The organism is Bacillus tuaregi (genome assembly GCF_900104575.1).
In the GTDB taxonomy this organism is placed as follows: domain Bacteria; phylum Bacillota; class Bacilli; order Bacillales; family Cytobacillaceae; genus Bacillus_BD; species Bacillus_BD tuaregi.
This window is the reverse complement of record NZ_LT629731.1, coordinates 555604-576642: the sequence shown is the minus strand read 5'-3', so window position 1 is coordinate 576642 and position 21039 is coordinate 555604. Positions and strand designations below refer to the sequence as shown.

Genomic DNA, 21039 nt, shown 5'->3' with positions numbered 1-21039 from the left:
TCCGCGGTATCCGGGGTGATATCCACGCTTTCCGCCATCATATCCGCGGATTTTCGCTGTTTATCCGCGCTTTTCTAATATAAATCCGCACTTTTACATTTTCTGTAAAAAACAATAGTTTTTCAATAGATTACACGGTAAAAATAGAACTAGCTACAATCTGTAACAATAACACTAATTCAGCAATCCCTTTGCGTTGTAACAGGTCACAACATGAGAACGGTTTCCCACCGACATAACCCTTGTTACCATCAGCTGAGCCACACAAAAAAAAGGTACTCTCAAAAGAGAGTACCTTATCTGACTTCCACCCAGCCTTTTTTAATCGCTTCTACTACCGCTTGTGTACGGTCGTTGACGTTCATTTTTTGCAGGATGTTACTTACGTGGTTTTTCACGGTTTTTTCACTGATATATAAGGCGTCGCCGATACCGCGGTTACTTTTTCCATCTGCTAACAGCTGAAGGACTTCACATTCACGGCGTGTGAGAAGATGAAGCGGTCTGCGTACTTCCATTTGCAGTACATAATGATTCCCGCCTTCTTCCTCTGCAGCAAGACGTCTGAATTCATTCACTAGATTATGGGTAACCTTAGGATGTAAGTACGATCCGCCTGCCGCTACTACCTTGACGGCTTCAATTAAAGCATCGGCATCCATTTCTTTTAAAAGATATCCGCATGCACCTGTTTTTAGCGCATGTGTGACATAGTTCTCATCATCATGAATGGAAAGTATGATAACCTTAGAATCTGGATACTTCTCGACTAGCTGACGCGTCGCTTCAATTCCGTTCGTTTCCGGCATATTAATATCCATCAGCACAACATCCGGATTGTATTCCTCTACAAGCTGAAGCGCCTCGCAGCCATCGTTGCCTTCCGCTACGACTTGAAATGTTTTTTCAAACTCGAGAATCCTTTTTACGCCTTCTCTAAATAACTGATGATCGTCAATAATCACAATTTTGGTTGTCAAATTACTCCGCCTCCCTAAAACATCCAGCTCAAACTCTATCAAATTCAGCTGAGCCCTCTATTCTTTCACTTGTCCTGTTCATATGCAAAGCTCTTTCGAGTCATCCCTTTTTTCAGCCTGTTATAGTGTATACTCCTTTAGGACGGTTTCCACTGTGATCGGGATTTGGATGATCACCATGGTTCCTTTGCCTACTTTGGAATCAAATGAAAGCTCCCCTTCTAAGAGCTCAACTCTTTCTTTCATACCTATTAATCCAAAGGAATTTGGCTTTTTCTTCTCCATATCAAAGCCTTTTCCATTATCTCGAACAATAACAGTCAGATAGTCTCGTTGGAATTCAAGCTTTACCATGACTTCACTGGCCTCTGCATGCTTCATCGCGTTTTGCACAGCTTCCTGCACCAAACGGAAAAGTGCGACCTCGTAATTGGCCGGCAGTCTTCTTGCTTCTCCCAAACATTGAAAAGTAATGTGTGCACTATTGAAATATTCTTCAATTGTTTTTAAATATTTGTTTAAGGTTGGAACTAATCCTAAGTCATCAAGTGCCATTGGGCGCAAGTCATAAATAATATGACGCACCTCATAAAGAGCATCTCGAACCATCCCTTTAAGATTTCTCATCTCTAGGATGGCTTCTTCCATTCCCCGTTCACGGTATATTTTTTCAATCAGATCCGAACGCATCATTACATTTGCCATCATTTGGGCAGGTCCATCATGAATTTCCCTGGATAATCGTTTGCGTTCTTCCTCTTGTGCTTCAATAATTTGCAGTCCAAAATCCTGCTTTTGCTTGGCATCCTCTAATACTTCACCAATTTGCTTTAAATCACTTGATAAATAGTTCAACACCACAGTAATTTGCGAAACAAGATGATCGGCCCGCTGAATCGTTTCCGCCAGCCCTGACAGTCTGCGTTCTAGATCATCACGGCGCGCACGCAGCTGTTTTTCCATCTGCCTGTTCATCGTGAGATCGGTTTGGATCCGGTGGGCTTTCTCGTACACCTCCCGGACTTCTTCCTCAGAATATAGGTTAAAATGCTTGCTGACTTCTGAAAGCCGCCTTCTCGACAGCCTCGCCATCGCCTCCAGCTTGTCGCCCTCTTCTATCATGCTGCGGACGGCCAGTTTTATTTCCTTTAGTTCTTCTGTAAGCGTTTTGAAGTCATTTTGACATGATTGTCCAATTTCAAAGATTTCATTTTTACTGTTTCCGACAGTATCCATCATTTTTTCCAGAATTTCATCAAGTGCTTTTGTATCAAATTTCTTTATGTTCATCGTATTCCCCCAGAGGACACTAGAACCTTTCACACGGTGTTTATTATCCGTTAAAGGTATATGATGGGATTAGCTTGTTCTCTACAAAGTATTTTTGTAGATTGTTATATACGATTATCCTAACATGTATGGCATATAACTTTATTTTACACTAAATCCCAGCCGTTCGTTATAAAATACTAGTAATATTTTAAAATTTTTTTCTCAGGAGGTACTATGATTGTAGTCCCCCTTGATTATACCTATTATACCATGCAAATAAGACACCGATGTTAAAGTTTGTTTACAATACTTTTGTAAATTGATGTTAAGAAGCTTGTCGATTTATAATAGAAGTATTACTTTATCAGACAAAAAGCCTGTTTTTATTCTATTTTTTTAAAAGAGCTACGGAAAGCATCAGGTAGGAGTTGAAATCATTCTGTAACATATTGTCTAAGAAAAAGCTATAGAAGAAACATATTAGAGAGGAAAGGTGCGGTACTATGTTACCTCAGTATTATACGGTAAAAGAAGGTCATGGCGAGCATGAAATCGTCATCCAAAAATCCCGTTTCATTGCACATGTGACGAGAGCTGAATCAGAGGAGGCGGCCCAGGAGTTTATTCAAAGAATCAAGAAGGAGCATTGGAATGCCACTCATAACTGCTCAGCCTATCTGATTGGCGAGCACGACCAAATTCAAAAGGCCAACGACGACGGTGAACCAAGCGGAACAGCAGGTGTTCCTATTTTAGAGGTGTTAAAAAAGAAGCATCTAAAGGACACCTGCGTCGTGATTACCCGCTATTTCGGCGGCATTAAGCTCGGCGCAGGCGGATTGATTCGCGCCTATGGAAAGGCAACCTCTGAGGGCATCGACGCTGCCGGTGTGGTGGAACGCAAGCTGATGAGGGTGGTGTCGACAAAAATTGACTATACCTGGCTTGGCAAAATCGAAAATGAATTGCGCTCCTCTATTTACGAGATTAAAGAGATTCACTATCTAGATGCCGTTGAAATCGAAGCCTATGTCGAAGAAGCTGGTGTCCAGAACTTCACCGATTGGATGATCGAGCTAACGAATGGACAAGGAGAAATCAGTTCCGGCGAAGTGCTTTACATGGAAAAGGATATATAAATTTGATGGGGTGACAGGCACCAACCAATTTTTTGGAAGGTGCCTGTCACCCCATCAAAAAAAGGTGAGAAACTTTTTGAAGTCTCTCACCTTTTTATATGCTCTATTACCGGTTCTTTACCGTTGGGTATCGAATCCCGCGAATGAATTTTAATAATGGTCGATAGTTTTTACCAAGCAATCCTATTTTTTCAGCTATCACTTCGATAATGATTAATAGCGTAATGATTAAAGCAAATGAGCCTAGTAGCTTTGCTTGTGATAGGATTACCGCAACTAATCCGAAAAAGGCTGCCATTGCATAAATTAATAGGACGGTTTGTCTATGTGTAAAGCCAAGTCCCAATAAACAATGGTGTAAATGCGATTTATCCGGTGCCATGATTGGCTTTTTATTCACAATCCGGCGAAGAATCGCAAAGAATGTATCGGAAATCGGAACCCCTAAAATAATAATCGGTATAATGAAGGAAATAAAAGCTGATGTTTTAAATCCTAGTAATGATAAGACCGAAATCATGAAGCCTAAGAACAAGGCTCCGGTATCACCCATGAAAATTTTTGCCGGGTGGAAATTGAAAACAAGAAATCCTAGTGTACTTGCTAGCACAATTGAGGCAATAACCACAACAAATGGGTTACCGAACAGGATCGCCATTCCAGAAATCGTAATTAACGCAATCGAAGAAACACCTGCTGCAAGTCCGTCTAGTCCGTCTATTAAATTAATGGCATTGGTAATGCCGACAATCCATAGGATCGTGATTGGAACACTTAGAAAACCAAAATGCAAGGTACCATCACTGAAAGGAAGATTAATGAACTCAACCTGTACTCCGCCCCATGCTACGACAACGCCCGCTGCGGCAAGCTGACCCACTAACTTCAGTTTAGCTGAAATTTCATACATATCATCAAGGATACCAGTGATAATAATAATTGTTGCTCCAACCATAATGGCCATCGTAAATGGCGATTGCGGCTGATAGAACCATACCCCGAATACAAAACTGATGTATATCGCTAAACCTCCAAGGCGAGGCATAATTTTCTGGTGAACCTTACGTTGATTCGGTTTATCCGTTGCACCAATTTTAAACGCTAACTTTATCACGACAGGAGTGATTAGGACCGAAATGATAAAACACAGCAACATCGTCAAGTAAATCATGAGTATCCTCCCTTAATTGTATATTGCCCACTCCATCACAATAGAATACAGGCAAATACAGTTAACACAAACCAAGTATCTTTTTTTATTTTTATTGGTAAGATCAGCTATCCTAGTAATATACCAAATGGATTATATCATAAATCTATAACCTTGAGAATCTTAATTTCGTCACAATTCCGTTACAATATGACCGAATATTAAGTCTTATATACAATAAAGTCACTTTTTAGAGTCTTCACTATAATTGACGAAGTTTGTCTAGAATAGTTTCACTAATAACTTACACGATAGTACCATTTTTTCATTAAAAGACAATGGAAAATTTATCAAGGGGGATCCTAACTCTGACAGCTAACGCTAATACCAAACAAAGCTGTCAGAACCAACTCCGCGTTCTGACAGCTTTGACATTTCCCCGTATCACTCTGTCAGAATCCATCGTCTTCCGGCAGCCATATACCTCTTACTTCTTACCAAATCGACCCTTTACTTTTTCCATGGCAATCTGCACGACGATATCCTTCGTCACAAGGAGAATCAACCCGTATACGACCGAGCAGGTGATGCCGATTGTAATGAAAAGCGGAATCGGGCCTGATACAAACTGTCGAATCAAATAGGCGATTGGAATGAACAGCAGCGAATACACTAGATACTTCATTTTAGCCCATTCAAACAGCTTGTACTCTATTTTAATATAGCGCTTGATATACCAATATTCGAGCAGAATCAGTATCAATGTCGCCAGTCCGGTAGTAAAAACAGCCGTCGCCGGTGTCAGCTTGTCCGTATACAGCAAGCCAACTTTAAAGAGCACATTGATAAAGCCGGATAGGAACACAAGCTTGATCAAGACATTTTCCCGCTTTTTCACATAAATAACCTGATTGGCAAGGATAAAATCGATGCCCAGGACAATCATATAAAAAGCGAACAAGCTTAAGGCGGTGGAGGCCCCAATAAAGTCCTGACCACCATAAATCAAAACCGCCACATCAGAGAGAACAAAAATCCCTGCTGAGGCTGGAAATAACAAGGCAAAATAGACCTTTGAAATATTATTAAGGAGAATATGATAGCTTTTTTCATCATTGGACCCCAAAATATAGGAAAGCCGCGGCAAGGTTACCTGGATAATGCTCAGCATTAACGTATTGATAATTCCCATGATTTGCTGGGGAATAACGTAATAGGATACATCTCTTTTCGTCGCAAATTGACCAAGCATTAAGCGGTCTAAAAGCGTGAACAGGACATTCCCATTAGCAAACACGACAACGACAAACAATGGCTTTAAATGCTCGACGATCGTAATATTGCTGAAATCAAATTTTATTTTCCGCTTAATATAAATAAAGCTGACCAGATTATTTAACACCGTTGCGAGCACCAAAAGCATCGCATATTCATAATAATTGTCACTGTTATTGACCATCGCGAAAATCAGAATCACATAAACAATCCGGACAATTACCGTTTTAATCGTAATGAAATCATAGTTCTCCATCGCTTCATTAACCCATTCGACCATAAAAATGTTCGCGATGAAATTAAAGCTGAAAATCATCAGGATGGGAAAAATACTATCGTCCCCATAGCCAAAATAACTGACGCCCGCATAGCAAAGCATCGCACCAAGGCTCGTCACTAAGCTGATGGTAAACAAGCTCGTAAACAACTGGCTAACCTTCTGCTTATCATCCTTAATCCGGCTGATTTCACGCAAGCCGTATTGATAAACGCCAAAGGTTGCAAAAATTAAAAAGTAAGCATAGATGGACTCAACAAACTGTACCTTCCCGATTGACTCGGCACCCAGAACGCGGTTCACATACGGACCGACGAGAATGGGTAGAATAAGGTTAAAGGCATTCAGTATAACCTTGTAAATCATATTTTTAAACAATGATTTTTTCATAAAAAATTCCTTCTAATCCCCTATTCGTGAAACAAATATGCTCTCGTGTTATCCCCGAATGGAAGTGTTTCATTATCCACTTTGGTCCAATCCCAGTTTGGATTCGGAATCATATAGGTTTCACCGTAATTTTCTTGTAAATATTGATCATAGTTCTCCGGTATCGGAAATGGATTTCCTTTAAAATCGATCATCGTAATGCCGCTAAACGTAGACGTTAATTTTTTTACGACAAGTCCGGTAATCAAGGTTTTTTCAGGACCTTTTTTGTAAATTGTTTGCTCGCCTTCCTCTAAGGCAAAGCAGGAAATACGGCCCTCTCCCTTGACATAGTAGTACACATCAAGGTTGACGCCTTTATATAGATAGGTTTCCTCAACAATATTTCCCTCATACCAAAACTCTCTGGCCTTTGTAAAGCCCTTGCCAAGAAAAGCCATTTCGACTGCTTTCGCATCCTCTCCGTTTGTAAAAAAGGTACCGATATCAATGTCTGCATCGTGGCCGATAAAATCCTTTTCACGGACGGCGCCAAGCAGCGTTCCATAATCAAGCCAAAAATCCAGCTTCAGCTCAGCAAAAACCTCCTTTACGTGCAGCAGTGCCTCATAGCCATAATTCTTCACAGAATCACGCTTGGCAGCCTCTGCCGATTCACGGTAATGCTGATTAATTTTCAATAACACGGGATTCGACCGTAAGGCCTGGTATACCTTTTTACTTCGAAAATACGATTTTACTTTTTCATAGACTGTCACGCAAAGATGCCTCCTTATATGTTGTACAACAACTTATGAAAAAGAGGCTGACCAAGCTAAGTGTCAGACAACGAGGGTGTTGGTGTCAGGCACCGTAAAAAGACACTTGGATGGGTTTTGTCTTTTGGTGGTGCCTGTCACCAGTATCTCGTTGTCTACTCTTATAAGTCATCCTCATGATTGCTAAGCTTCTAATTCAATTCGTCCATATAGGCTGAAAGTGCTTCCTTCCAATCCCGTAATGGCGTGAATCCTTGTTCCTCTAGTCTCTTTTTACTTAAGACTGAATATTTCGGACGTGCTGCCGGACGTGGGAACTCCTCCGTTGTCAGTGGGTTCGTTTTGACATCCAAGCCTGCCTGCTTGAAAATTTCGACCGCAAACTCATACCAAGAGCAGATACCGCTATTCGTTGCATGGTAGGTACCATACTTTTCGGTTTCCACCATCTCCACCAACAGCTTCGCTAAATCGACGGTATAGGTTGGCGAGCCGACCTGGTCTGCGACAACCCCGACTTCACCGCGCTCCTTGCCAAGGCGAAGCATCGTTTTCACAAAGTTATTCCCATTAATGCCGTATACCCACGCCGTCCGTACAATGAAATACTGTTCAAGGCTTTCCTTTAAAAAGGTCTCTCCGGCCAGCTTCGTTTCACCGTAAACGCCAAGCGGCTTCGTTGGCTCATCGACTTCGTATGGCTCTGTACCGCTGCCGTCAAAAACGTAATCGGTACTCACATACGCCATTTTCGCCTTTGCGTCTTGGGCAGCCTGTGCTAAATATTTCGTGCCAAGTGCATTGACGTTATAGGCTGTCTCATGGTCTGCCTCAGCCTGGTCGACGTTTGTATAGGCTGCACAGTGGATAATCGCATCAGGCTTCAGCTTCTGCACATAGCCTTTGACATCGGCCTCGCTTGTCAGATCAAACTCATTTCGGTCTGCTCCATGTGCCGTGTGTCCTTTTTTCTCAAGCTCCTTCACCACATCATGACCTAGCTGGCCATTCACGCCTGTTACTAAAACAATCATTATTCTACCTCTAATCTGTCACCATATTGGGACTTGAAATATTCCTGATATTCACCGGAAATAATGTTCTGCCACCAATCTTGGTTGTTTAAGTACCACTCAATCGTTTGCTTAATGCCTGTCTCAAAGGTATATTTCGGCTCCCAGCCAAGCTCTGTGCGAAGCTTTGTCGCATCAATCGCATAGCGGCGGTCATGTCCTGGGCGGTCTTTCACAAATTTAATTAAGGATTCCGGCTTATCTAACTGCTTTAAGATGGTTTTCACAATGTCAATGTTCGTGCGTTCGTTGTTACCACCGACATTGTATACCTCGCCGTCACGTCCCTTATGAAGCACTAAATCAATCGCCTGGCAGTGGTCCTCCACATGCAGCCAATCACGAACGTTCAAGCCATCACCATAGATAGGAAGCTCTTTGTCATGAAGCGCATTGATAATCATTAATGGAATCAGCTTCTCAGGGAAATGGTACGGACCATAGTTATTTGAGCAGCGTGTAATATTCACCGGTAAACCGTATGTTTCGTTATAAGCACGAACTAAGAGGTCTGCGCCTGTTTTACTTGCACTGTACGGGCTGTTAGGCGCTAATGGTGTTTCTTCTGTAAAATAACCTATTTCACCTAATGTGCCATACACCTCATCAGTAGAAACCTGAAGATATTTTTTCACACCAATCGCCTTTGCCGCATCTAAAAGGGCAAGCGTTCCTTGAATATTCGTCTGAACGAAAATTTCCGGATTGGTAATGCTGCGGTCTACGTGAGATTCCGCGGCAAAATTCAACACGTAATCAAATTTTTCTTTTTCAAAAAGGTCCTGAACAAAGCTGCGGTCAGCGATATCGCCTTTGACAAACTTGTAGTTCGGAGCGTTCTCGATATCCTTTAGATTCTCAAGGTTTCCCGCGTATGTTAAAAGATCTAGGTTATATATCGTATACTCCGGATATTTATTGACCATATAGCGGACAAAGTTACTGCCGATAAAGCCGGCGCCGCCTGTTACTAGTAATTTCATAGAAATTTAAGCCTCCTATTTCTCGTAAACAAAATTTAAATGGGTAGCTTCCGCTAAGGTTGGATGCTTCGTATCCTTATCCGATAGGATCGGGTTGGCTGTCGGCCAGTCAATGCCAAGTGCAGGGTCATTCCACAAAATGCCGCCGTCATGCTCTGGAGAATAATACTCGTCCACCTTGTAAGCAACCGTTGTATCCGGCACAATCGTACAAAAGCCGTGCGCAAAGCCCTTTGGTACGACAAGCTGACGTTTGTTATGCTCAGATAGAATCACGCCAATCCATTGTCCGTAAGTAGGGGAGCCCTTGCGGATGTCAACCGCTACATCATAGATAGCTCCTGTGATACAGCGAACTACCTTCGTCTGCGCCTTCGGGTTCAGCTGAAAATGAAGGCCACGTAAAGTACCAACCGGTGCTGAAAGGGACTGGTTATCCTGAATAAAGTCATAATGTAAGCCTAATTCCTCGAAAATTTGTTTATTATAGCTTTCCATAAAATAGCCACGGTGGTCACCAAATACTTTTGGTTCTAAAATAAAAACACCGGGCAGCTTCGTTTCAATTTTGTTCATTATAAAAACCTCGCTTTATCGGTTAACGCCTTGCGTCGCAATTTTCATCAAATATTGTCCATATTGATTTTTCGCCAACGGCTTGGCAAGTTCAATTAGTTTATCTTTTGTTATATAGCCCATTTTATATGCAATTTCCTCTAGACAGGCGATTTTTAATGTCTGCCTTTTTTCAATCGTCTCAATAAACTGTGAAGCCTCTAACAAGGATTCATGTGTTCCTGTATCAAGCCAAGCATAGCCGCGGCCTAACAGCTCGACATTGAGCTCGCCCATTTCCAGATATTTTTTATTAACGTCGGTAATTTCAAGCTCTCCGCGTGCAGACGGCGCGATGGATTTCGCAATATCAATCACACGATTATCGTAAAAGTAAAGACCTGTCACCGCATAGTTTGATTTCGGCTGTTCCGGCTTTTCTTCAATGGAAACCGCCATGCCTTCATCATCAAATTCAACCACACCGAAGCGCTCCGGATCGTTAACATAATAACCGAATACCGTCGCCCCTTTATCACGGCTGGCGGCTTTTTCAAGAAGGTTTGTCAGACCATGACCATAGAAAATATTATCGCCAAGCACTAAAGCCACGTTATCGTCGCCGATGAACTCTTCGCCAATGAGGAAGGCCTGTGCTAAGCCGCCTGGCTCAGGCTGTACTTTATAGGAAAAGCTCACACCTAAGTCAGAGCCGTCGCCTAATATTTGCTCAAAACGGCCGATATCCTGCGGTGTGGAAATAATCAGTATATCTTTAATGCCTGCAAGCATCAGTACGGATAATGGATAATAAATCATCGGTTTATCATATACAGGCAATAGCTGCTTTGATACAACCTTTGTTAATGGATATAACCGCGTACCGCTTCCACCTGCTAAAATAATCCCTTTCATTTCAATCAACTCCTGGTTATTGGTAATTTCTTTCTAATAGATACGCCAATACATAAATCTTCCCCAACATATTATAGATAAGAAGTTGGGATTGTACAAACTTAATTTTGTAGTTGATTTGTTAAAACATCAAACGAATAATCGAACGAAGTGTTCCGATTCTTCCCTTCAACTGCTGTGACAGGCTGCGTTTCTTCATGCCTGTGACATTGCCGCCATGGCGGACGTATTTAACCAGCTTGTCTTCTAGAAAGACGATGTTTTTCTTTTTCAGCATGCAAACAAGGGCAATCCATTGGTCATGCATTTCGATGGTCGGCGGAAACGGTGTAACCCTCGGAATGAGTTCTTTTTTAAAGGCCATAAACGCACCTGTGTAGGCATTCTTGAGGACATTACCGAACATCCCCTGATGGATATTGTTGTGGTTATACTCGTTCCACGACGGAGATAACACCTCTAGGTCCCCGTCCACCACTACTGCATCATGGACAACCAAGTCAGCTTGCTGTTCCTGAAAGGCCTTCATGACCTTTTCCACCTTGTTGTCCTCCCAAATATCATCCTGGTCACAAAGGAATACGACATCGCCCTGTGACAGCAGAATCGCCTTCTCAAAATTTCGAATGGCTCCCATGTTGTGCTGATTCACATGGACCTCCACCCTATTACCATATGTATTCTTAATGAGATCAACGGTGTCATCGGTTGAGCAATCATCTACAACGATGACTTCATCTGTGTCCTTCAGCTGTTTGATGACTGAATCGAGTTGACGAATAATAAATGCGGCCCCGTTATAGGTGGCCAGACAAACGGATATATTCATGAATGATTCCCCTCTTTTTATTGAAGGCCCGGCTTATGGGTTGTTTAGCTGTAAAATGAAGCCTCTTACCTATTTGATCCTGTAAACGGAATGATTTTCATTCCAGGCACTTCGCTTTCCTGCGGGCGACCGCCGAGCCTCCTCGCCACTTCGTGTCTGCGGGGTCTCGACTGTTTCGCTTCTCCCGCGGGAGTCTTCGTGCCTGGAACGAAAATCAACCTGATTCTGTCATACAGCTAACAAAAAAGTTCGCTTTTCTCCAGAGCCTTCTTAACAGACAAAACTTAATGAAAAAGGCTCAAGGCCTCCGCCGATTGGCATGTACCTTGAGCCGATGGCGCCTTGATGGACCATAACCTTCGATTTTCCTATTTTCCGGATGACGTGTCCCGGATTGTATTCCTTATTTTTGCATATGCCTGCCACATGTATGCAGAGCAGCCATTGGTCTCCCCTTGATAAAGGAGCTTTGCTGCTCGTTTATTTCCCTAAGAGCCTCTTCAGTGTGTACAGAGCAATGCGTTTATTTTTCACCACGAGGAGCTGCTTAGCCAAACGCTTGACCAGCTGCTTTCGGTATGAGCTGTGTAAGTCTGTTTTATATTCACGATAAAACTTCATTTCCGAATCAAGGATGCTTTTATAGCGATTGAGCGAAACCGTGCTGTAATCCATGACAGACAATTCATGCTCCAGTGTAACCCGCAGGAGCCGTATTTTTTTACCACGAGCATAAATCTCATGGAAGAGCCAGTGATCTAAATAATCTAGCGGAAATTCCTTGTTAAAGCCGCCGATTTCATTTAGGAAGCTCACCTTCAGCATCGCACCCGAGTTAATCGCCATTACCGGCTTTTCCTGGTCACCCTCAAGCGGTCTTTCTGACTGTAACGGTCGCAGTGAATGACTGTAGACCGGTGAGACCATAATCCCATTTGTCGTGATTTTCGGAACCACTGCCACAACCTCTTCTGAAGCCCTATGGTCTGTCAGCATTTGCTCAATATATTCCTCTGTTACTTTTGTATCATGATCGAACAGCAGCAGCCAATCACTGCCATTCTGCTGCGCCATTTGCCAGGCATAATTATAGGCTGTCGCAATGCCCAGATTACGGTGATCATGCACATATTCAATCTGACCCGGATACTTTTCCGCAGCAAATTCCTGCTTTTCTGGACTGTTATCATATAAAATGATGTTAAGGTCCTCTAAGGAATCCCTCCGGTCCAGCAGAGCCTTTTTCAATGAAGAAAATGTCTTCGACTGTTCAACAGCCTGCTTATAAAACACGACAACAACGGTTACCTTCATGCTGCTAATTCCCCGTTTACTTCTTTTTCCTTACGATTCTGTGACACAATCAGGATAAAGAGGAAGAAGCCAATCCCAAGCGGGTTATTAATAAATGGGTTGATATTGGTTAACAGGAGCATCCCCATAAATGCCGCCATCAGTGATATCTCCATTGAGGAGATTTCCTTTTTTCGTTTATGAACGACATGGTAGTTGTAATAAACAAGCAGACAAAGCACTAACCAAACAGCAAGCCCTATCAAGCCCTGCTCAATCAGAATGTCTAGCATACTCATTTCGATTCCGGTTACCCGGCCGCCGATTTCCGTACCATAGCCAAGGCCCATGATGAGATGAACAGGGTCGCTTAATAATCGCTTCCCTTCAAGAATATCCTCAACACGGGTATTGACACTAATGTCATTGACTTCTGTTTGAGGTTTTTTCTTCTCTGATTTCGTACCCTTTTTCCCGGATTCCTTTTGCGTTTCTTCTTTATGTGGAGTTTCGGTTTCAAATCTCTCTAGTGTCATGTATTGGAACATGAATGGAACAGCCACCATGATACAGGCAGAAATAATCATTTTTCGTAAAAATTTCTTTGAGGTAAACATGGTGCGGATTTTTTCCGCAAAGCCTTTAATCGGCTGTGTAATAATTCGCGCATCCAATAAAACGATGGTCATAACACTGATCATGAAGGCTAGTAGGAAGCCTCTTGTTTCAGACCAAAGCACCGAAATCGAGCCTAGAATAAGCGTCACGACATCAAGCTTGGTAAACTTTTTATCAAGAACCGCATTTAACGAAATAATGACGGCAATCAGAACGAATATATGACTCTTGTAAAAGACACTGTTACTAGGTCGGAAATAAAGGTCATCATTCATAAAGCCGTTAATGAAATAATAATAAGGAGCAAAATCTGCGCTAAAGACGGTTTTACCTAAGATGGCAATCACCAAGGTAAAGATGGATACAGCAACTGCGCTGTATTTTAAAAGTGAAATGACGCGGTCCTTTGAAAAGCGTTCCTCTGTGATGTAATACGCCAAAGGAAAATAAGCAGCAAAGAAGGACACGCGCAAAAAGTCTGTCACAATATCTGATAATGAATGATTGTTAATAAATCCAATAGCCGCGCTAAAGGCGAAGCTGGCAATTAAGAGATAAATTACAATGGTAAGTGGGTTGAAGCGAAAAAATGTATTCACTCTCGTATCGAGAATGGCCTTCTCCCTTATGATTCTGACGACAAAGGTCATGATGAGCAAAATAAATAGCACCTGGCGAATGGATAAAAAGCCAAAGTCAATCAGCCTTCCCCCACCGCCGACAAAGAGCTCAACAAAAAATAGTGTCAGCAATATTTTTTCAAACTTATTCATAAGTAGTCCCCCGAAATCTTATTGAACAGACATGCTGGATTTTACAAGCACAACATTTCTTAATTTCATTGCCTTTTTCTCCACTAAATGCCATGAAGCTATTGCGAAGAGAATCGTGATCGGATAGGAAATGATGAAATTTTGCAACGGAGTGATTTCATTATTGAAAAAATACACAACCATTTGTTGAATTGGGAATGCATAAATATAGATTCCATAAGAAAAATCTCCGTATTTTCCGAAATGCTGCAGCGTAATCCTTGATGCATATCCTATATAAAAAATAAAATAACTTCCGAAAATTGGAAAGATGTAATTAAAGTGCCCTAGCTTGGCGGACATGACAACCACTAGAAAGGAGAAGAATGCCACCCAGCCATTTTGTACTATTCGAGCTCTGTATAAATAAAAAAGCATTCCCATTCCAAAGTAGCGGAATAAATCGGTATAATATCCACCTTGTCCAAAATGAAAAAGAATCGTGGATGCCACTACGCTAACGATGACAATACGCTTGTTAAGCAGCTTGGCTGCACCTAGTAATCCGACTACTCCATAAAAGAGAAATTCATACCACAGGGTCCATAACGAACCATTGACGGAAATCGGTGCCGTATTGGTTTCAAATACTCCTGGTAAATCATATTGAATTGGGTACATAAAGATGGTCCGCAAATAATCATAGGTTTGCGGATGTGTAAAATATTCAATGGGATTTAACGTTGTGAAAATAGGTCCGACTATAAAAACACTTATGGTGACCACTGCCATTAACCCAGGGATAATCCGAAAAATACGTGCTTGACTAAAACGGACCAAATCCTTTGTGCGGTCAAAGCTCTGTGTGATCAAAAAGCCACTAATGATGAAAAAAACGCCGACAGCAAGTGAGCCAAATGTACTCTGACTATGTGTAAACAAGCCAAAAGGCTCTGTCGCGTTATGCCCGATCGTTAATGGATAAGCATGTGAGAGAATAACTAATGATGCTGCTAAAAACCGAATGATGTCTAAATTGTTCTTTCGACCTGACAAGAACTCCTCTAAGTATCTCCCTTGAAGCTTCACGGACGATTTCACTCCTCATCAATCATAATTCAATTGCATTCTAGAAAAGACGCCAGCCCCATTTATTGAAATATTTCCACATGGATTTGAGGAAAATTTTAAACAGCTTGGAGTTTTTATGGGCGCCTCTCTCATAGAAATGAATCACATGTGAGAAAGGAGTATAGATTATTTTTTTATTACGTTTCCCAAATTCGAGACAAAGATCATAGTCCTCAAAATACATAAAGTACCGGTCATCAAAGCCGTTTACTTCTTTAAAATCATCCCCGCGTAAAAACATAAAGCAGCCTGAACCAATGCGGATATTCGCATACTCTTCATCAGAAAGGTTTCGACATTCATAGGATGCCAGACGCTTTGCAAATAATTTTTTAACGAATTGAAAAGGAATATAACGAAGGGCATAGTCAAAAACCGAGACGCGGTCACGGATTAAGTATTGTGTTGTTCCATCAGGATTTAACACCTTTGGCACCAAGAGTGAAATGTCTGGGTTACTTTCCATGTACTCCAGCATGCCCTCAAGGTTTTCCTTTGTGACCAAAATATCTGGGTTAAAGACAAGATGGTATTTCTCAGGTGCCTGAAGCAGACTGTAGTTATGACCGAATCCAAAACCATTATTCTCATGATAAAAGTTAATCTCCGCAAAATCCTGATATGCAGACAGCTTCTGTTTATATTCTTCGCTTGAGTTATTATCAAAGATGATAATACGAAAGCGATCATCGTAGCCGAGCTCGCTTTTCAAATTATCAAGAACTTTGAAGATATGTTTACTGTTGTATGTTACGATGCTTATCGCTACCTTTGCAATGCCCACATTTCCCCACTCTTTCGTATTAACTATTGTTAGAAAAGCACAAGCATCCTCGGAACAGCTAGAGCCTGCTACCGTGATGATTCCCCGTTCGAGGAAGTTCCCTCTATGTTCAAATCTTTCAAGACTGGCACGCTTAAATGAGAAGGCATTCTCACCTTCCATTCTGTACTACCTATTTTCGGCCAGCTTGCTTGCGCTAGACAAAGAAAAATAATGAGGCGCCTGCTTATCGGCTCATGCCCATTACCGATTACGCCATCTATTTTATTTTAGAAAGAATATCCTTCTACAACAAATCTATGTTTATCGACAAAATATTCTATTTGATACTTCAGCTTTCAATTATAGCATCATTTAGATACATTTTGTACATATTACCGTTCACTTTTTGTCAATCGTTGCTGCAAGCGCTTAGAGGGTTGAGATTCCTCCATTTATAGCTGTTATTAACGGTGTATCTTCTTATTATGGTTGTTTTTGGTAGGATTATGAACCGATTCCATCACTTTAGCAATGAACGAATTCGAGGGAATTTATGCATAGTGCTTGGGGCTTTCTAAAAGCAAAGATGTCAGGCGCCACAATGAATGTACTAGGATGATTTTACGAAAAAAATCATCCTAGTACATTGTGGATGCCTGACATCCTGTAGACCGTTCCATTAATTCCAGAAATTAATAGAAGTATTCGTAATAATAGTCCTTGATTGTCTGCTGCCATACCCCGTTGCTATCGAAAGAATTGTAATCAAGGCCAATCTGGTAGTTTCCTGTGACCATGATTCCGTTTTCGTCAAAATAATACCATTTTCCGCCGATTTGCAGCCAGCCGGTATGAAGTGCACCGCTCGCGGTCGCATAATACCAGTGCGTGCCGTCAGTATTCCAGCCATTATTCTTCATCACACCGTTAAGGTTAAAAAAGTAATTCGTACCATTTATTTTCTTCCAGCCTGTGTCCATATAGCGTGAAAACTCATCTACGTGATACCATATCCCATCGCTGAAGAGCCAGCCCTTATGGATCGCACCGCTGCTGTTCATATAATACCAACCACCGAAATCATGGTACCAGCCGTTTGAAATCATAGCACCGCTATTGTCAAAGAAGTAATCATTGCCGTCTATGTATTGATTGCCTGTTACCATGTTGAATTGCTCATCCAAGTAATACCACTTCCCACCGCTTAGAAGCCAGCCGTGGTATAGTTTGCCGTCAGCTTGTACATAATACCAGTTACCATGATCATATGCCCAACCACTTGTTGTTACCATTGCTCCGTTGTGGTCAAAGAAGTAACCAGCATGTGCACCGATGGACATGACGAATCTATATCCACTATGATAGTCGTTTTCGTCAAAGCCTCCTAAGTAATACCATTGGCCATTATATAGAAGCCAGCCTTGGTGAAGGGTTCCGTCAGCATTAGCGTAGTACCAATACTTCCCATCCGTGAACCAGCCATCGGTCTGCATTACGCCCTCTTGATTAAAGAAATAGGCTTTCCCCTCTTCAATTTCAAGGGCTTTGTTGTCCACCCGAAAACCATCAGAATCAATATAGTACCAATTCCCATCGATTTGCAGCCATTGCTCAAATAATGTCTCACCATTTTCTAATAAGTAAACATAGAAACCTCCGTCGACTTCAACCCAGCCTTCAGAAGAAACATCATTTTCTGTGTTGGTACTGTTTGCTTCTTCAGCACCATGACCATTCTCACCAGCCAAAGCGATAGTAGGAATCATGAGAAAAGACGTTAACAACAAAGCAAATAAGCCCTTTTTCATACCTTTGCCCCCTTAGTTTTATCCTATAACAATATTTTACCAATATAGTAGAAAAGTTTAAACACAAGTCGAAATAAATAGAAAAATAGATAAAACGGAACAATATTGTTTGCTGCTTTAAAGCACTGGGGGACAGTCCCCCAGTGCGGTAATGCTTTAACACAGCGGGGGTCTGTCCCCCAATGCGGTAATGCTTTAACACATTGGGGGACAGTCCCCCAGCGCGGTAATGCTTTAATGCGACGGGTGTTACCACTCACTTCTATATTTGATTTTGCGTATAAGAAAACCCCTTCACATTTCATTGAAGGGGTCATACTCCATATTAATAGTAGTAATAGTAATAATAATTCTCGATCGTATCCTGTAGCACACCATTGCTGTCAAAATAATGGTAATCAAAGCCTATTCGGTAAATACCTGTTAACATGGAACCGTATTCGTCAAAATAGTACCATTTGCCGCCATTTTGCAACCAGCCGGTATGCAGTGCGCCGTTTCCTGTTGCATAATACCAATCATATCCGTCAGTGTTCCAGCCGTTCGTTTTCATAACGCCGCTGTTATCGAAGAAGAAGTTTGTTCCTTTAATTCTAGTCCAGCCTGTTTCCATGTAGCCATAATCTTCATCGAAGTGGTACCATTTACTACCGCTTGAGAGCCAGCCAGTATGCAATGTACCGTTACTGTTAATAAAAAACCAATCATATCCGTCAAAGTACCAGCCGTTTGAAATCATTGTACCGCTATTGGAAAAGAAATAATCGTAACCGCCAATATTTTGATAGCCTGTTGCCATTGAGCCGTCATGATAATTAAAGTAGTACCACTGACCACCGCTTGATAGCCAGCCAAGGTAAAGAGTACCGTTAGCTTGCGCATAGTACCAATCATACCCGTCAGATACCCAGCCGTTTGTAGCCATCACACCATTATGGTCGAAGAAATAGTCATACCCATCAATATACTGGTAGCCTGTTGCCATGGCATATGTGTATACATCATAATACTCGTCATATGTACCAAAGTAATACCACTGACCGTTATATGGAAGCCAGCCTTGAACAAGCGTTCCGTCAGCATTCGCATAGTACCAGTAATATCCATCAGATACCCAGCCGTTTTTCTGCATAACCCCTAGATGATTAAAGAAATAAACCTGCCCATCAATTTCATAGGCCTGGTTGACAACCATCGTTCCAGAATAATCGACATAGTACCAATTGCTTCCACTTTGTACCCACTGCTCATATAATGGATAGCCAGATTCATCGTAATAATACCATTCTCCATAGCTTTCCACCCAGCCTGCTGCGGAAACGTCATCATGTAACGCTGCGGCATGGACGGTTTCATCCTGATTAGATTGAACCGTTTCTGATTCATCCGTTGCTTGTACGTCTGTACCCGCTATGTCTACCGGTGCCTCTTCAGAGTGGGTAGACTGTGGTTCTGTTGCTTCCTGTTGTTCTGTTTGATCTGCTACTTCTGGCAAAATAGCAGTAGCTGATTCAGCCTCATTTAGCGCTAGATTTTGTGAAAATTGTTCCTCAACTACGTTTGTACTGTTTAGTTCTTCAGATTCATTTCCGTTCTCCTGAGCAAAAGAAAGAGTAGGAATCATGAGAAGAGTCGTTAACAGTAAGGCAAAAGAGCCTTTTTTCATACTTTTGACCCCCTTATTTTTTACTATATTAATATTTTACCAGTATAGTATAAAACTTCAAATAAAAGGGTCAAAATTAATAGAAAAATAGAATTTATATTATTTTAGGATTGCTCATCCATTATTCTTGGTATTGGACGTTTTGTCAGTTTTCCTTTCCTTTTTTCTGCCGAGTATACATGGGAAATATTTATTTATCAGCGTAATCACCGGTATTAACAGAATAATGGTTAAAATGGTATAGATAAGTCCAAGCAGATTAGGCTGATGAAAAATCGCTTGAAGACTGCTCGCACCAAAACGGTTAATGATGTTAAACCCTAAGCTGACGTGCAGCGCTAGTAGGATTAATGAGTTTTTTCCAAGATATTGTAAAAAACTCAGTGACAAAAATTGCGACACATAAATAATAAAATGGATGGCTATCATTGCCCAGACGATATTATTAAGATATAAAAAGAGATAATCGTGTAAGTGCCAGGTTTCACCGATGGCGATTTGAAAGATTTTGGCGTAGATTTTGCCATCCATTAGGAATAATAGGTACAAAACTGCTGAAACCATAAATAATGGAGACTTTTTTATGGTTCCGTTTGCGCGTCTGGAAGCAGTAAGCTTCATCCTATACCCCATCGCAAAATAAAAGAGAAAATAGAGGGATTGATCAAAGCTCCATGGCAGAATCTTTGTGCCTGCTACAGCATCCAGCACAGATACTGAAAAGCACGACATCGCTGTGACAAGCAGCATCATATAGAACTGCTTCTTGATATATTTTATTAGCAGGTAAAAAATAACTTCAATTGTAAAAAGTGACGTTAAAAACCACAGTGGCTGGTTGAAGTAGATTCCATTTCGTTCTGATAATAGGAATGACCTAATCAGGCTTGAAAAATCAATCACCCCTCCTTGGAAGATCTTCATTAATACTATAGAAATAATTGAAAAGCTAATATACGGGATCAATATGGTCCTTGCTTTCGCTAAGACGAACTGCTTGATCTGTGGGTACCGACGGTTTGAAAATAAATAACCCGAAATAAAGAAAAATAACGGCATATGAAAAGCATAGATTTGCCCTCTCAGTTCCCCCTGAATCATGGTATGTCCGATAATCACAAGAAAAATACCAATCCCTTTACTAACATCTATCCATTGAACTCTATCATTCATACGTTTACCTTCCATCCACTGTTTCATAGAAACATTTGACACCACCCAAATGACACAGGGCAAACATATTATATTCTCCCACACCCAAACAAACAATCAAATCTTCCAAGCATAGAAATAGTTTATTTATTCAAGAAAAAGCACAGGAAATAGATATCCTCCAACGCATTAAAGCACTGGGGGTCAGTCCCCCAATGAGGTAATGCTTTAAAGCGCCGGGGGACTGTCCCCCGGCG

Annotated in this window: 18 protein-coding genes; 1 reads left to right on the top strand and 17 read right to left on the bottom strand. The window is 41.4% G+C overall.

Annotated features, from left to right (window positions below):
• Positions 1–296: 296 nt before the first annotated feature.
• Both BQ5321_RS05100 and BQ5321_RS05095 read right to left on the bottom strand, forming a co-directional pair.
• Positions 297–980, bottom strand: coding sequence for a response regulator (locus tag BQ5321_RS05100; protein ID WP_071393495.1), 684 nt, complete (start codon positions 978–980; stop codon positions 297–299).
• A gap of 120 nt (positions 981–1100) precedes the next feature.
• Positions 1101–2270, bottom strand: coding sequence for a sensor histidine kinase (locus tag BQ5321_RS05095; protein WP_071393494.1), 1170 nt, complete (start codon positions 2268–2270; stop codon positions 1101–1103).
• A 485-nt stretch (positions 2271–2755) separates the two neighbouring features.
• Between BQ5321_RS05095 and BQ5321_RS05090 the strand changes: the two genes are divergently transcribed.
• Positions 2756–3391: a YigZ family protein gene (locus tag BQ5321_RS05090; protein WP_071393493.1), complete on the top strand. Its 636-nt coding sequence runs from the start codon at positions 2756–2758 to the stop codon at positions 3389–3391.
• 106 nt (positions 3392–3497) lie between these two features.
• On the opposite strand, the gene BQ5321_RS05085 is transcribed toward BQ5321_RS05090, so the two are convergent.
• From BQ5321_RS05085 to BQ5321_RS05010, 15 genes are all read right to left on the bottom strand, one after another.
• Positions 3498–4562, bottom strand: coding sequence for a glycosyltransferase family 4 protein (locus BQ5321_RS05085; RefSeq protein ID WP_071393492.1), 1065 nt, complete (start codon positions 4560–4562; stop codon positions 3498–3500).
• A 466-nt stretch (positions 4563–5028) separates the two neighbouring features.
• Positions 5029–6483 (bottom strand): oligosaccharide flippase family protein, encoded by a 1455-nt coding sequence (locus BQ5321_RS05080; RefSeq protein WP_071393491.1) that lies wholly within the window; start codon positions 6481–6483, stop codon positions 5029–5031.
• A 20-nt stretch (positions 6484–6503) separates the two neighbouring features.
• The gene (locus BQ5321_RS05075; RefSeq protein WP_071393490.1) at positions 6504–7241 is read right to left on the bottom strand and encodes a LicD family protein; all 738 of its coding nucleotides are present in this window, start codon (positions 7239–7241) and stop codon (positions 6504–6506) included.
• 191 nt (positions 7242–7432) lie between these two features.
• Positions 7433–8275 (bottom strand): dTDP-4-dehydrorhamnose reductase, encoded by an 843-nt coding sequence (rfbD, locus tag BQ5321_RS05070; protein WP_071393489.1) that lies wholly within the window; start codon positions 8273–8275, stop codon positions 7433–7435.
• The gene (gene rfbB / locus BQ5321_RS05065; protein ID WP_071393488.1) at positions 8275–9297 is read right to left on the bottom strand and encodes a dTDP-glucose 4,6-dehydratase; all 1023 of its coding nucleotides are present in this window, start codon (positions 9295–9297) and stop codon (positions 8275–8277) included. Before rfbB ends, rfbD begins: the two co-directional genes overlap by 1 nt.
• A gap of 15 nt (positions 9298–9312) precedes the next feature.
• The gene (gene rfbC, locus BQ5321_RS05060; protein ID WP_071393487.1) at positions 9313–9873 is read right to left on the bottom strand and encodes a dTDP-4-dehydrorhamnose 3,5-epimerase; all 561 of its coding nucleotides are present in this window, start codon (positions 9871–9873) and stop codon (positions 9313–9315) included.
• Between the two features lie 15 nt (positions 9874–9888).
• The gene (gene rfbA, locus BQ5321_RS05055; RefSeq protein ID WP_071393486.1) at positions 9889–10767 is read right to left on the bottom strand and encodes a glucose-1-phosphate thymidylyltransferase RfbA; all 879 of its coding nucleotides are present in this window, start codon (positions 10765–10767) and stop codon (positions 9889–9891) included.
• 121 nt (positions 10768–10888) lie between these two features.
• Positions 10889–11596, bottom strand: coding sequence for a glycosyltransferase family 2 protein (locus BQ5321_RS05050; protein WP_071393485.1), 708 nt, complete (start codon positions 11594–11596; stop codon positions 10889–10891).
• A gap of 480 nt (positions 11597–12076) precedes the next feature.
• On the bottom strand, positions 12077–12910 hold the full coding sequence (locus BQ5321_RS05045) for a glycosyltransferase (RefSeq protein ID WP_071393484.1): 834 nt from the start codon (positions 12908–12910) through the stop codon (positions 12077–12079).
• Positions 12907–14280 (bottom strand): hypothetical protein, encoded by a 1374-nt coding sequence (locus tag BQ5321_RS05040; RefSeq protein WP_071393483.1) that lies wholly within the window; start codon positions 14278–14280, stop codon positions 12907–12909. The genes BQ5321_RS05045 and BQ5321_RS05040 overlap by 4 nt, the downstream gene beginning before the upstream one ends.
• A gap of 18 nt (positions 14281–14298) precedes the next feature.
• Positions 14299–15348: an acyltransferase family protein gene (locus tag BQ5321_RS05035; protein ID WP_071393482.1), complete on the bottom strand. Its 1050-nt coding sequence runs from the start codon at positions 15346–15348 to the stop codon at positions 14299–14301.
• A gap of 40 nt (positions 15349–15388) precedes the next feature.
• The gene (locus BQ5321_RS05030) at positions 15389–16336 is read right to left on the bottom strand and encodes a glycosyltransferase family 2 protein (RefSeq protein WP_084786649.1); all 948 of its coding nucleotides are present in this window, start codon (positions 16334–16336) and stop codon (positions 15389–15391) included.
• A 512-nt stretch (positions 16337–16848) separates the two neighbouring features.
• A complete protein-coding gene (locus BQ5321_RS05025) occupies positions 16849–17964 on the bottom strand; it encodes a PspC-like choline-binding domain-containing protein (protein ID WP_071393481.1) in 1116 nt (371 codons plus the stop codon).
• 325 nt (positions 17965–18289) lie between these two features.
• Entirely contained in the window at positions 18290–19630 is a 1341-nt protein-coding gene (locus tag BQ5321_RS05015) for a PspC-like choline-binding domain-containing protein (RefSeq protein WP_071393479.1), read from the bottom strand.
• 114 nt (positions 19631–19744) lie between these two features.
• Complete coding sequence (locus tag BQ5321_RS05010) at positions 19745–20803, bottom strand: acyltransferase family protein (protein WP_159433402.1); 1059 nt, start codon at positions 20801–20803, stop codon at positions 19745–19747.
• Positions 20804–21039: the final 236 nt, after the last annotated feature.

Excerpts from the sequence above, each read along its gene's own strand:
- BQ5321_RS05085 (WP_071393492.1), bottom strand. The coding sequence starts at position 4,562 with ATGATTTACTTGACGATGTTGCTGTGTTTTATCATTTCGGTCCTAATC.
- BQ5321_RS05030 (WP_084786649.1), bottom strand. The coding sequence starts at position 16,336 with ATGGAAGGTGAGAATGCCTTCTCATTTAAGCGTGCCAGTCTTGAAAGA.
- rfbB (WP_071393488.1), bottom strand. The coding sequence starts at position 9,297 with ATGAAATTACTAGTAACAGGCGGCGCCGGCTTTATCGGCAGTAACTTT.
- BQ5321_RS05025 (WP_071393481.1), bottom strand. The coding sequence starts at position 17,964 with ATGAAAAAGGGCTTATTTGCTTTGTTGTTAACGTCTTTTCTCATGATT.
- BQ5321_RS05095 (WP_071393494.1), bottom strand. The coding sequence starts at position 2,270 with ATGAACATAAAGAAATTTGATACAAAAGCACTTGATGAAATTCTGGAA.
- rfbA (WP_071393486.1), bottom strand. The coding sequence starts at position 10,767 with ATGAAAGGGATTATTTTAGCAGGTGGAAGCGGTACGCGGTTATATCCA.
- BQ5321_RS05045 (WP_071393484.1), bottom strand. The coding sequence starts at position 12,910 with ATGAAGGTAACCGTTGTTGTCGTGTTTTATAAGCAGGCTGTTGAACAG.
- BQ5321_RS05040 (WP_071393483.1), bottom strand. The coding sequence starts at position 14,280 with ATGAATAAGTTTGAAAAAATATTGCTGACACTATTTTTTGTTGAGCTC.
- rfbD (WP_071393489.1), bottom strand. The coding sequence starts at position 8,275 with ATGATTGTTTTAGTAACAGGCGTGAATGGCCAGCTAGGTCATGATGTG.
- BQ5321_RS05010 (WP_159433402.1), bottom strand. The coding sequence starts at position 20,803 with ATGAATGATAGAGTTCAATGGATAGATGTTAGTAAAGGGATTGGTATT.
- BQ5321_RS05050 (WP_071393485.1), bottom strand. The coding sequence starts at position 11,596 with ATGAATATATCCGTTTGTCTGGCCACCTATAACGGGGCCGCATTTATT.
- BQ5321_RS05090 (WP_071393493.1), top strand. The coding sequence starts at position 2,756 with ATGTTACCTCAGTATTATACGGTAAAAGAAGGTCATGGCGAGCATGAA.
- BQ5321_RS05015 (WP_071393479.1), bottom strand. The coding sequence starts at position 19,630 with ATGAAAAAAGGCTCTTTTGCCTTACTGTTAACGACTCTTCTCATGATT.
- rfbC (WP_071393487.1), bottom strand. The coding sequence starts at position 9,873 with ATGAACAAAATTGAAACGAAGCTGCCCGGTGTTTTTATTTTAGAACCA.
- BQ5321_RS05080 (WP_071393491.1), bottom strand. The coding sequence starts at position 6,483 with ATGAAAAAATCATTGTTTAAAAATATGATTTACAAGGTTATACTGAAT.